General features: G+C 52.0%; 11 protein-coding genes and 1 tRNA gene. 7 read left to right on the forward strand and 5 right to left on the reverse strand.

What is annotated here, in order from left to right; all coding sequences use genetic code 11:
• Positions 1-217 precede the first annotated feature (217 nt).
• Positions 218-502: a YfcZ/YiiS family protein gene (locus ACOTX4_RS08190; protein ID WP_003861368.1), complete on the reverse strand. Its 285-nt coding sequence runs from the start codon at positions 500-502 to the stop codon at positions 218-220.
• 372 nt (positions 503-874) lie between these two features.
• Between ACOTX4_RS08190 and fadL the strand changes: the two genes are divergently transcribed.
• Positions 875-2158, forward strand: a complete 1284-nt coding sequence (gene fadL, locus ACOTX4_RS08195; protein ID WP_003861367.1) for a long-chain fatty acid transporter FadL — start codon at positions 875-877, stop codon at positions 2156-2158.
• A gap of 44 nt (positions 2159-2202) precedes the next feature.
• On the opposite strand, the gene mlaA is transcribed toward fadL, so the two are convergent.
• A complete protein-coding gene (gene mlaA, locus ACOTX4_RS08200; RefSeq protein WP_003861365.1) occupies positions 2203-2955 on the reverse strand; it encodes a phospholipid-binding lipoprotein MlaA in 753 nt (250 codons plus the stop codon).
• 314 nt (positions 2956-3269) lie between these two features.
• Between mlaA and ACOTX4_RS08205 the strand changes: the two genes are divergently transcribed.
• Together ACOTX4_RS08205 and ACOTX4_RS08210 are read left to right on the forward strand one after the other, a co-directional pair.
• Positions 3270-4199 carry a formate/nitrite transporter family protein gene (locus ACOTX4_RS08205; protein WP_003861364.1) on the forward strand — a complete coding sequence of 310 codons (930 nt, stop codon included), beginning with the start codon at positions 3270-3272 and terminating at the stop codon, positions 4197-4199.
• 75 nt (positions 4200-4274) lie between these two features.
• Positions 4275-4346: transfer RNA gene (locus tag ACOTX4_RS08210), tRNA-Arg, on the forward strand.
• A 13-nt stretch (positions 4347-4359) separates the two neighbouring features.
• Here the strand turns inward: ACOTX4_RS08210 and ACOTX4_RS08215 are convergent.
• On the reverse strand, positions 4360-5739 hold the full coding sequence (locus ACOTX4_RS08215) for a diguanylate cyclase (RefSeq protein WP_003861362.1): 1380 nt from the start codon (positions 5737-5739) through the stop codon (positions 4360-4362).
• A gap of 268 nt (positions 5740-6007) precedes the next feature.
• Between ACOTX4_RS08215 and lpxP the strand changes: the two genes are divergently transcribed.
• Entirely contained in the window at positions 6008-6928 is a 921-nt protein-coding gene (lpxP, locus tag ACOTX4_RS08220; protein ID WP_096888913.1) for a kdo(2)-lipid IV(A) palmitoleoyltransferase, read from the forward strand.
• A 359-nt stretch (positions 6929-7287) separates the two neighbouring features.
• A complete protein-coding gene (gene ypdK, locus ACOTX4_RS08225; protein WP_099458937.1) occupies positions 7288-7359 on the forward strand; it encodes a membrane protein YpdK in 72 nt (23 codons plus the stop codon).
• 58 nt (positions 7360-7417) lie between these two features.
• Here ypdK and alaC read toward each other — a convergent pair whose 3' ends face one another.
• Positions 7418-8653, reverse strand: coding sequence for an alanine transaminase (alaC, locus tag ACOTX4_RS08230; protein ID WP_017383460.1), 1236 nt, complete (start codon positions 8651-8653; stop codon positions 7418-7420).
• Positions 8654-9039: 386 nt separating this feature from the next.
• Here alaC and ACOTX4_RS08235 point away from each other — a divergent pair, with 386 nt between their 5' ends.
• Together ACOTX4_RS08235 and ACOTX4_RS08240 are read left to right on the forward strand one after the other, a co-directional pair.
• Positions 9040-10737 carry a sensor histidine kinase gene (locus ACOTX4_RS08235; RefSeq protein WP_003861356.1) on the forward strand — a complete coding sequence of 566 codons (1698 nt, stop codon included), beginning with the start codon at positions 9040-9042 and terminating at the stop codon, positions 10735-10737.
• A gap of 13 nt (positions 10738-10750) precedes the next feature.
• The gene (locus ACOTX4_RS08240; RefSeq protein ID WP_003861354.1) at positions 10751-11482 is read left to right on the forward strand and encodes a LytR/AlgR family response regulator transcription factor; all 732 of its coding nucleotides are present in this window, start codon (positions 10751-10753) and stop codon (positions 11480-11482) included.
• Positions 11483-11517: 35 nt separating this feature from the next.
• Here the strand turns inward: ACOTX4_RS08240 and glk are convergent, their stop codons facing one another.
• Complete coding sequence (gene glk / locus ACOTX4_RS08245; RefSeq protein ID WP_003861352.1) at positions 11518-12483, reverse strand: glucokinase; 966 nt, start codon at positions 12481-12483, stop codon at positions 11518-11520.
• Between the last annotated feature and the right edge of the window lie 199 nt (positions 12484-12682).

Consider the following 12682-nt stretch of genomic DNA (forward strand, 5'->3'; position numbering starts at 1 on the left):
GTAAAAAAATTTTGCGCGCACATTAAGTGGTCTGACCTGATAATAGTCTTAACTATTTTTTTACATTGAGCCAATCGGGGAAACGAAAAATTGCGAGCTAAGGCACAGAGAAGAAAAAGAAAATGCCCCTGCATAGCAGAGGCATTTGTGAGATTTGTTGCCGGGTTGCGGCGTTGCCTTACCCGGCCTACACGATCATAGGCCCGTGCAAAAAGTATTAACGCAGGCCTAACTGGAAGATCAGCGTTTCTGCTTCGCAGGCGAACACAAAGTCGATATCCAGCTGCACGCCGCCTTCTACTTCCGTGAAGGTGGATTTGATTTCACACGGATCGGATTCGACTTCACGCGCGCGCTGGCTCAGCGCGGCCAGCGTCTCTTCCGCTTCAGCACGGTTAGGGAATACGCGGCTGTAAGAGGCGGTGCAATCGGTGTTGTCCATAATGGTGCCAACATCCATACAGCAGCAAACCGGGGTTTCATCAGCACTGCATTTACTCATAGCTCAATTTCCTCTGTATTCGCGCAGGGCGCGAGATAAACACGATGCGTCTATTTTACGCCCCCGGACGAGCCCCCTCCAGCCGTTAATGGCGCAAAATCGGATAAGTGAGCAATATCACACTAAAAAATGATCTAAAACAAAATTCCCCTTTTCAGAGGAATCGCACTGGTCACAATTTTGCCAACCAGATCTCGTTTCAAGAAACATATCTGAAAATATTAATAAACAAACTTGCAACATCCCAGCTGGTCAGACCTATACTCTCGCCACTGGTCTGATTTGTAAGTCATACCTCAGACCCTACACTTCGCGCTCCTGTTACGGTATGTAACAATTATTGAATAAAAATAACTCAATGAGGTTATGGTCATGAGCCAGAAAACCCTGTTCAAACAAACTGCTTTAGCAGTTGCAGTGGCAATCGTCTCAACGTCCGCCTGGTCAGCGGGCTTCCAGTTAAACGAATTTTCTTCCTCTGGCCTTGGCCGTGCGTATTCCGGGGAAGGTGCGATTGCCGATGACGCAGGCAACGCGAGCCGTAACCCGGCGCTGATCATGATGTTTGATCGCCCTACCTTCTCTGCCGGTGCGGTTTACATCGATCCTGATGTCAATATTTCTGGCAAATCTCAATTCACCGGCGCAGATCTGAAGGCGGATAACATTGCGCCGACCGCGTGGGTGCCTAACCTGCACTTTGTTGCGCCAATCAATGAACAGTTTGGTTGGGGTGCCTCTGTCACCTCTAACTATGGCCTGGCAACGGAGTTCAATAACAACTATCCGGCCGGGGAATACGGCGGTAAAACCGACCTGACGACCCTGAACCTTAACCTGAGCGGCGCATATCGTCTGAACGATAACTGGAGCTTTGGTCTGGGCTTTGATGCTGTCTACGCTGATGCAAAAATCGAGCGTTATTCCGGGGAGCAAACTGCTGCGCTGCCGAAAAACAGCAATAAAATTGCCAGCCTGAAAGGCGATGAATGGGGCTACGGCTGGAACGCCGGTATCCTGTATGAACTGGATAAAAACAACCGCTGGGGTCTGACCTACCGCTCAGAAGTGAAGATTGACTTCGATGGCGATTACAAAAGCGGCATCCTGAGCCCAGTCAACGGTATGGTACCGGGCGCAGGCACCACCATTCCATGGGGTACCTCGAATCAAACCGTACCGGGTTCACTGTCACTGCATCTGCCAGAAATGTGGGAAGTGTCAGGTTATAACCGCGTTGCGCCGCAGTGGGCTATTCACTATAGCCTCGCGTATACCAGCTGGAGCCAGTTCCAGGAGCTGAAAGCCACCGGCAGCAACGGCCAGACGCTGTTCTATAAAGACGAAAGCTTCCACGATGCTTACCGTATCGCACTTGGTACGACCTATTATATGGATGACAACTGGACGTTCCGTACTGGCGTGGCATTTGATGACAGCCCGGTACCGGCAGATAAGCGTTCTATCTCCATTCCGGATCAGGACCGTTTCTGGGTGAGTGCGGGGGCAACCTACGCGTTCAACGAGAATGCCTCTATCGACGCGGGCGTGTCGTACATGCATGGACAGAAAGTGACCTTCCAGGAAGGCCCTTACGAGTTTACCTCTGAAGGTAAAGCCTGGCTGTTTGGTACCAACTTCAACTACGCGTTCTAATCCCAACACGATTAAAAAAGGTGAGCATTGCTCACCTTTTTTATTTATTCCGAATCGATATCTTTTAATTCGTTCTCGATGGCTTTCGCGTTCGGATTATCTTCCGGCTTCAGCTTACCGCCGTTGGCAATAAAGTCATGGTTCTGGAAGTAGGCCTCGCGGACCATGATGTACGGATCGGAAGACTGACGCAGCAGACCGTCAGAGTCCAGCAGTTGCGCACGTGTTTCAATTCCTTCCACGGTCCATTTACCAATCGACAGCGGCCAGGTGAGCCATGACAGCACCGGATACAACGTATCCACCATGTCGCCGCCATCATCACGCACGGTAAAGCTGCCGTAGAATGGCAGGTGCACATACGGCCCATAACCTACGCCATAATGCCCCAGCGTGCTGCCGAAACGGTGCGGCTGTTCACGCTGTAATTTCGGGTTCGCCATGCCCGCGACATCAATTAAGCCGCCCATACCCAGCAGGGAGTTCAGGAAGAAGCGGGTGAAATGCACCATCCCCTGATACGGGTCGCCCTGGAGGAAGTAGTTGACCATAACCGCTGGCTCTTCCAGGTTACTGGTAAAGTTGCTCAGCCCGTTACGCGCCGGCTGCGGAACGTAGTCACGCCATGCCACGGCAACCGGACGAACCAGATACGGATCCAGCACATTATAGTTAAAGCTGTACATTGAACGGTTAAATCCTTCGAGAGGATCGGAGCGTCCCGTTTGCTCGCCAGAGCTGGCGCAGCCCACAAGCATTGTTACGCCCAGCGCAAGCGCCGACAGCCGAAGCTTCATAAATTTCTCCCTGTTCAATATGGCTATCGTTGAATGCCATCTGTGACGGAGCCGGTGATGCTCCGCCTGAAACGTGCAAGTGATTGTAACAGCACGCTTACCGATGTCTACGAGGACAATGACGACCCGCTCGCGTCATCACGCTAATTTCAGCATAGCCTGTCTTTCAGAATTCGTTTCGCTGGCAATTTTATATTGGCTTTGAAAGAGATGTCTCACCTTTATTGCCATTTACAGCAATTTAAGAGCATCCCCACGGGCAAGGCGCTAAAAGCCGCTACGCTTAAATGAGCAATTACCCCGAAGGAGCTGTTATGAAAGACATTAACGAAGAAAAAATTGGCGAGAACAATGAAGAACTTGAGATTGAAAGTGAGGAGAAAGACCGGGGAGAAGAGATAGAAGTCGATGAAGATCGCCTGCCGTCACGCGCCATGGCTATTCATGAGCATATTCGCCAGGACGGGGAAAAAGAGATGGAGCGCGACGCGATGGCCCTGCTGTGGTCAGCCATTGCAGCCGGTCTGTCAATGGGCGCCTCTTTGCTCGCCAAAGGGATATTTCACGTTCAGCTGGAAGGCGTACCGGGCGGGTTTTTGCTGGAAAATTTAGGCTACACGTTCGGCTTTATTATCGTCATTATGGCGAGACAGCAGCTTTTTACGGAGAATACCGTCACTGCCGTACTGCCCGTCATGCAAAATCCGACCCTCGGTAATTTCGGTTTACTGATGCGCCTGTGGAGCGTAGTGCTGCTGGGGAACCTCATCGGTACGGGTATAGCCGCCTGGGCGTTCGAGTATATGCCAATATTTGATGAACCGACCCGCGACGCATTTGTGAAAATTGGCATGGATGTGATGAAAAACACGCCGGTTGAAATGTTCTCTAATGCCATAATTTCCGGCTGGATCATCGCCACTATGGTGTGGATGTTCCCCTCAGCGGGCAGCGCGAAAATCGTGGTGATTATCCTGATGACCTGGCTTATCGCACTCGCCGATACCACGCACATTGTTGTCGGAACCGTTGAAATCCTTTATCTGGTATTTAACGGCACACTCCACTGGAGCGACTTTTTCTGGCCGTTCGCCCTGCCAACCCTCGCAGGCAACATTTGTGGCGGGACCTTTATCTTTGCGCTGTTGAGCCATGCGCAAATCCGTAACGACATGTCCAACAAGCGTAAGGCCGAGCTTAAGGCTCAGGAAAAAAAGGATAAAACTGCCGAAAAATCGGCGTGAACGGTGACTCTTTGACCAGTCAGGCGGCAATGCGCTTAACGAAAAGTGTAAATAACGCTATACTCTTGCCGCTTCGTCCCCTTAGTTAAATGGATATAACGAGCCCCTCCTAAGGGCTAGTTGCAGGTTCGATTCCTGCAGGGGACACTTCTGTATTTCCTTACGCCCCCTTCCAAAGCTCCACGCAGTTTCGGCCACGCCGTTTCGCGCCGTATAAAGCTTCATCCGCCGCCTGAATCAATCGCTCGTAATCGGGATGCCCGTTGAACATCGCCACGCCTATCGAGAGGGAGAGCGGGATAATATCGCCGGTTGGGGAGTTAACCTTGATTTTTTCCACCCGCCTGCGGATACGCTCGGCGATTCGCAGCGCGTCCACCTCTGAGATTTCCGTTAGCACAATCAGAAATTCATCGCCGCCGTAGCGAAAAACGTAATCACAGGTTCGCACGTTGTCGTAGAACGCGCCGGAGACTTTTCGCAGGATCTCGTCCCCGGTATTGTGCCCCCAGGTATCGTTGATTTGTTTAAATTTGTCGACGTCAATCAGCAGCGTCGAGAGCTTTGTTCCCGCCCGGGTGGCGTGCAGGATTTCGCGTTTGAAGATGGTTGGCAGGAAACGGCGATTCAACAGGCGGGTCAGGACATCAACCCCCACCTCGTGTCGCGACACTTCGTCAAACAGTTCGCGCAAAAGCGTGATGATTTGCGAGAGCGTATTACGCATTCGCTGCAAGAATTTATCCCGCTGCGCTTTATCACTCAGACCCTGCCCTGAAAGACGGACCTCGTTAAAAAGGTCATCGAATTCCTGAATCAGACGAGAGATATGACCGGCCTCAGCGATCCCGCTGAAATAGTGCCGACCTTTATGGCTAAACCACAGTCCAAATTCAGACTGCCCCAGCGGCAGACTGTTGCCGATACTGGAATTAAGCGTGATCTTATACAGAAGCACCATTTCCCATGACAGCAGCGCCGCGGTCTGTCTCTCCTTCTCCTCTTCTGCGTTCTCCATTAAGGAAAAGATGCGGTAATTTTCGTCCTCTTTCGCCGCATTGTTCTCGCTAAATACATAGGCCCGCGACATCACTTCCATGGCCAGATCGATACTGTTAATCGCGTAGTGATAAATATGCAGCTTCACCTCAGGCGAATGGGCGCTGGTAGTAATGACAGGTAACAGCAGCTTTTTCAGAACACGGAAGCCCATTTCAACTAAATCAACCGAAATACCAATACGGGCATGAACATCCGCAGCGCGCTGCTGCGCCCGCATCTGCTCTTCAACCTGCTCCACACGGCATGAGAGCACATCAATAAGCCAGCGACGAAGCGCCTCCTGAAGCTGCCTCTCCACCTGTTCGGTGGTCAGGAATTCAGCTGCCGACGGATCTGCCAGCACAACACGATAGAATTCAGCGACCAGGGGCGTTGCGTTGTCTCTGGCAAGCTCAGTCGCAAGCCGATGCACATCGGGATCGGTTTCATTAATTAGCTTCACCCACTCTTCTTTCACCGTTTGCAGGTAGGTTTCCATGGTCTGCACCTTCAGGAGGCATGCGGGAACGCAGATTTAACAATAGCAAAATCAAACCACTCCGCAATTGCCGCTTTTTTAAACAAAAACGAGTGATAGCTCATAATGTATAACGGTGCTACATTATGCCGCCCACCCAAGTCAGCAATGGCCAGGCAACGTCGTAAAGAACGGTAAAGCCTGCAACCATGACCTCGTCCTACGGTCTTAATGGCACGTGGTATCGCGAAGTCTGCGCTACCTTCACAGGCTTTTCATAGGTTCCACTATTTTGTCTCAATCCAAATTTCAGCGGGCGTTTCTGCACCCGCGCTACTGGTTTACGTGGTTTGGCCTTGGCGTACTTTGGCTGCTGGTTCAACTTCCTTATCCCGTGATCCGTTTCCTGGGTTCGAAGCTCGGCAGCGCATCGCGTCACTTCCTTAAGCGTCGTGAGTCCATTGCCCGAAAAAATCTCGAACTTTGCTTTCCGTATTACAATGCGCAGCAGCGCGAAACGCTGATTGCGGAAAACTTTAAATCTATCGGTATGGCGCTGCTTGAAACCGGTATGGCCTGGTTCTGGCCAGACGAGCGTGTCCGTAAATGGTTTGACGTGGAAGGTCTGGATAACCTGAAACGTGCCCAGATGCAAAACCGCGGCGTGATGGTTGTGGGTGTGCATTTTATGTCGCTTGAGCTGGGTGGCCGCGTTATGGGCCTTTGTCAGCCGATGATGGCAACCTATCGCCCGCATAACAGCGCGCTGATGGAATGGGTACAAACGCGGGGCCGCATGCGTTCAAATAAGGCGATGATCAGCCGTAACAATTTGCGCGGTATGGTTGGCGCCCTGAAAAAAGGTGAAGCAGTCTGGTTTGCCCCGGATCAGGACTACGGTCCTAAAGGCAGCAGCTTTGCCCCTTTCTTTGCGGTTAAAGATGTCGCTACGACGAACGGTACCTTTGTGATTTCACGTCTCTCAGGCGCCGCGATGTTGACGGTGACCATGGTCAGAAAAGCGGATAAGTCAGGCTATCGTCTGCATATCTCCCCAGAGATGGCGAACTATCCTGAAGATGAGAGTGAAGCCGCGACCTTTATCAATAAGGTGATTGAGTTTGAGATTATGCGTGCGCCTGAGCAGTATCTGTGGATGCACCGCCGCTTTAAAACCCGTCCCCTTGGCGAAGCCTCACTCTATATCTGACCCCTTTCGAAGGTTAGTTTCGCTAAGAAACTAACCTTTTCAAACACCTGTAATCACAGTGCGTAACGGCTTTTTTCGACCGTCGCTCAACAGGCATTTATTGCGTACCGAAATCAAACTGTCGCCGTTCCACGACACTCGTAAGTGTAGGAAATTATTTAAAAAAATGCCTCTTGTCACTCCTGAAATTTAGGCGTACATTAGCGCCGTCTGGCGACAGGAAAGCACAGAATTCAGAGCTGAAGTTAGCGACGTAACGGGATAATTCCGATTTCCCCTTTCGCATGATTTCAACTCTCTATACTCAGTTGGACTCTGTTTTTTTAATGCGTACCGGAAGATACGCGGAGCGATGAAACGTGAAATATTTCTTTATGGGCATTTCGGTTATTGTTTTAGTTTGGGCCGGAACGTTTGCTCTGATGATCTAGTTAAGAAAATGCAGTCAAAAAAACAGGCGCCGTTGGCGCCTGTTTTTTTTGGTTTCCGTTACGACTCGGGTTGTTCCGCAACGCTCTTCGCTGCAAGCAGGCCATCCGCACGGAACATGCTTTTAATGCCCCGCACTGCCTGACGGATACGGTCGCTGTTTTCAATCAGCGCGAAACGCACATGCGTGTCACCGTAGTCACCAAAGCCAATGCCTGGAGAGACGCAAACCTTCGCATCCTGAAGCAGTTTTTTGGCAAATTCCAGAGAACCCATCGCCGCATACGGCTCGGGGATTTTCGCCCAGACGTACATGGAGGCTTTAGGCATTTCCACCATCCAGCCTGCTTCATGAAGCCCTTTTACCAGCACATCTCGGCGGCGTTTGTACTGAGCGGCAATATCGAGCACGCACTGCTGATCCCCTTCCAGCGCCGCGATGGCCGCAACCTGTAACGGCGTAAAGGTGCCATAGTCATGGTAGCTTTTAATACGCGCCAGGGCACTCACCAGCGTTTTGTTTCCCACCATAAAACCAATTCGCCAGCCCGCCATGTTGTAGCTTTTCGACAGGGTGAAAAACTCAACCGCCACATCACGGGCACCCGGTACCTGCATAATTGACGGCGCTTTCCAGCCATCATAAACGATATCGGCGTAGGCGAGATCGTGTACCACCAGCACGTCGTAACGCTTAGCCAGCGCGACCACTTTCTCGAAGAATTCGAGTTCAACGCATTGTGCCGTTGGGTTTGACGGGAAACCGAGGATCATCATTTTCGGCTTCGGATAGCTTTCACGAATCGCCCGTTCCAGCTCGTTAAAGAAGTCGACGCCTTCCACCAGCGGGACAGAACGCACCTGCGCCCCGGCAATCACCGCCCCATAGATGTGAATCGGGTAGCTCGGATTCGGCACCAGTACGGTATCGCCGTGATCCAGCGTCGCCAGCATCAGGTGGGCCAGCCCCTCTTTGGAGCCAATGGTCACAATCGCTTCACTTTCAGGATCGATATCGACCTGATAACGATCCTGATACCAGCGGGAGATCGCCCGACGTAAGCGTGGAATGCCGCGTGAGGTGGAATACCCATGGGTATCGGGACGCTGGGCAACCGTGCAGAGTTTCTCAACAATGTGCGGCGGCGTTGGGCCGTCAGGGTTACCCATACTGAAATCGATAATGTCTTCGCCGCGCCGACGCGCAGCCATTTTCAGTTCAGCAGTGATATTGAAAACATAAGGGGGGAGACGATCGATACGCGTAAAACGGCGTTCAGGACTGAATTCAGCCATAAATTCCTCAGAGTCACGTTAGCGCCCGGACCGTCCGAGCGACGCTGCCACCCGTGTGGCGTGCTTAGAAAATAACCCGAAGAAAAAGACGCTGTCGAGAGGATAACGGCAAAACAATATTTTGCGCTAAAACGGGAATGCGATTGCAGTGAAAAGCGGAACTCTTATCGCGAACAGGCAGTTTTAAGCGCTACAATTTAACACAATATTTTCAGTATCGTTACCTGACGTTTCTCCCCAAACGGAAAAGCGCCGGCTTTCAGTCAAAAGCCAGCAATCCCCTTTGAGAATTATGGTTTTTCCCCATTTGATAAATCTGATGGATAGCTGGTCATCAGGCCCTATGTTTTCTATCATAGATTTTTCCCGTTTTCCCAGGCCTGACCGTGCACGAAATCTTCAATATGCTCCTCGCGGTGTTCGACCGCGCGGCATTAATGCTGATCTGTCTCTTTTTCCTTATCCGCATCCGCTTGTTCCGCGAACTGTTGCATAAATCTGCCCATTCGCCAAAAGAGCTGCTGGCCGTCACGTTTATCTTTTCGATGTTTGCCCTGTTCAGCACCTGGTCCGGGGTGCCGGTAGAAGGCTCGCTGGTGAACGTGCGCATCATCGCCGTCATGTCGGGCGGGATCCTCTTTGGTCCCTGGGTCGGGATTATCACAGGCATTATCGCTGGCACCCATCGATACCTGATTGATATTGGCGGCGTGACGGCAGTTCCCTGCTTTATCACCAGCATTATTGCCGGGCTGCTCTCGGGCTGGATTAACCGCAAAATCCCGAAAAAGCAGCACTGGCGTGCGGGGATTATCGCGGGGATGGTCTGCGAAACGCTGACCATGATCCTGGTCATCGTCTGGGCGCCAACCGTTGCGCTGGGGCTGGATATCGTCTCGAAGATCGGTATTCCGATGATCCTCGGGAGCGTCTGTATCGGTTTTATCGTGCTGCTGGTGCAAAGCGTGGAAGGTGAAAAAGAGGCCAGCGCCGCGCGTCAGGCCAAGCTGGCGCTGGATATCGCCAACAAGACGCTGCCGCTTTTCCGGCACGTTAACGCCGAATCTTTACGTCAGGTTTGCGATATCATCCGCCGTGATATTCATGCCGATGCGGTCGCTATCACCAATATTGATCACGTGCTGGCTTACGTTGGCGTCGGTGAGCACAATTATCGCGACAGCGACGACACCATCAGCCCAACCACCAGACAGGCGATTAACTACGGAAAAATCATCATTAAAAACAATGACGAAGCCCACCGGACGCCAGAGATCCACTCAATGCTGGTGATCCCGCTGTGGGAAAAAGGCGTGGTCACGGGGACGCTGAAAATTTACTACTGTCATGCGCACCAAATCACCTCCTCGCTCCAGGAGATGGCGATTGGCCTGTCGCAGATCATCTCCACTCAACTAGAGGTTTCGCGTGCAGAGCAGCTGCGCGAGATGGCAAATAAGGCAGAGCTGCGCGCCCTGCAAAGCAAGATCAATCCCCATTTTCTGTTTAACGCGCTGAACGCTATCTCCTCTTCCATCCGTCTGAATCCGGACACCGCGCGGCAGCTGATATTTAATCTGTCGCGCTATCTTCGCTACAACATTGAGCTAAAAGACGACGAGCAGATCGACATCAAAAAAGAGCTGTATCAAATCAAGGATTACATCGCGATCGAGCAGGCTCGCTTTGGCGATAAGCTGACGGTCATTTACGATATTGATGAAGAGGTCAACTGCGTGATCCCAAGCCTGCTGATCCAGCCTCTGGTGGAAAACGCCATTGTTCACGGTATTCAGCCGTGTAAAGGCAAAGGCGTGGTAACAATTAGCGTAACGGAAAGCGGTAACCGCGTGCGTATCGCCGTGCGCGATACCGGGCACGGCATCGATCCGAAAGTTATCGAACGCGTCAAATCAAACGAAATGCCGGGCAACAAGATCGGACTGCTGAATGTGCATCACCGGGTCAAACTGCTGTACGGTGACGGGCTGCATATTCACCGCCTTGAGCCGGGCACCGAAATTGCCTTTTATGTTCCGAATGAGCGAACGCCCGTGAATGCCCCCATATCCTTGTTGCCGTAGGCCGGAGTAACAGATGAAAGTCATCATCGTAGAAGATGAATTTCTGGCTCAACAGGAGTTGAGCTGGCTTATCAAAACCCACAGCCAGATGGAGATTGTTGGCTGTTTTGAGGATGGTCTGGACGTGCTGAAATTTTTACAGCATAACCGGGTCGACGCGATATTCCTCGATATTAATATTCCGTCGCTGGACGGCGTCCTGCTGGCGCAAAATATCAATCAGTTCGCCCACAAGCCGTTTATTGTGTTTGTCACCGCGTGGAAAGAGCATGCCGTGGAGGCCTTCGAGCTTGAGGCGTTTGACTATATTCTAAAGCCGTACCAGGAGTCGCGTATTATCAGCATGCTGCATAAGCTGGAAGCCGCGTGGCAGCAGCAGTCCTTACCCGCCAGTGCCAGCCCGGCAGCGCGGGAAAACGACACGATTAATCTGGTGAAGGACGAACGGATCATCGTCACGCCTGTCGACGATATTTACTATGCCGAAGCGCATGAAAAAATGACATTTGTCTATACGCGGCGTGAATCCTACGTCATGGCGATGAACATCACCGAATTCTGCAATAAACTCCCGGCCGCCCACTTCTTCCGCTGCCACCGCTCGTTCTGCGTCAACCTGAACAAGATCCGCGAAATCGAACCCTGGTTTAACAACACCTATATATTGCGGCTGAAGGATCTGGATTTTCAGGTGCCGGTAAGCCGCAGCAGAGTGAAAGAGTTCCGCCAGCTCATGCACCTGTAGCACGTTCCCTCTCCCGCAGGAGAGGGAAATGAGCGTCAGAGGATCTGACCAAGAACCTGACGCAGATGCGCGCCGGATCCCAGTAAGCCTGGGTTGTCGTGGACAATCAGGTAAACAGGAATGTCCTGGACATAGCTCCTGAAGCGGCCTTTGTCTTCGAAGCCGCCACGGAAGCCGGAGGCGGTAAAGAAATCGAGGAAGCGCGGCACGATCCCGCCCGCAATATAGACCCCGCCAAAGGTGCCAAGGTTCAGCGCCAGGTTGCCGCCAAAACGCCCCATGATGACGCAGAACAGCGACAAAGCACGGCGGCAGTCAATACAGCTGTCGGCCAGCGCGCGTTCGGTCACATCTTTCGGTTGCAGATTTTCCGGCAGACGACCGTCTGATTTGACAATCGCCCGATACAGGTTCACCAGACCCGGACCAGAAAGCACCCGCTCGGCCGACACGTGACCAATCTCGGCGCGTAGCTCCTCAAGAATAATGCCCTCTTCTTCGCTGTTCGGCGCAAAATCCACGTGACCGCCCTCGCCCGGCAGGCTGACCCAGCGTTTGTCGACGTGGACCAGGTGCGCCACCCCCAGACCGGTTCCCGCGCCGTAAACGGCAATCGGTTTGCCTTCAACCGGGGCCGTACCGCCGAACTGAATCAGATGCTCTGGTTTAAGCATTGGGATAGCCATGGAAACCGCAGTGAAGTCGTTGATAATTTCAAGGTGCGAGAAGCCGAGGTTTTTCCGCATTTCGGCAATTGAGAAGGCCCACGTGTGGTTGGTCATCGCCACCCAGTCGCCGGTGATCGGACAGGCGATGGCGATACAACCGTCTTCAACGCTCACTTTATGCTCTTCCAGATAGACGCGAACCACCGCTTCCAGGCTTGGGTAATCCAGCCCTGAATAGGTTTTCGCCTGAGAAATTTCACCGCTGTTCACATCGCACAGGGCAAGGCGCGCGTTGGTGCCGCCTACATCACCTACCAAAGCATACTTTGTCATTCTTCTACTGCTCCGCTAAAGTCAGAATAAATCTTTGGGACACTGTAAATTCAAGGCGTGATAACAACAACGACCAGAAGGTGACTGCCCATGGATTATCGATCTTCGTCACATAATAACTTTACCGTTTCAGCACCTTTTGCACTATTGCCACAATGCTGATTGTGCAAAGTAACGTTAAGCCGTTTTGTACAAGGAA

Origin of the sequence: Enterobacter cloacae complex sp. IR5459, assembly GCF_049238005.1 — a bacterium.
GTDB lineage: Bacteria > Pseudomonadota > Gammaproteobacteria > Enterobacterales > Enterobacteriaceae > Enterobacter > Enterobacter hormaechei_C.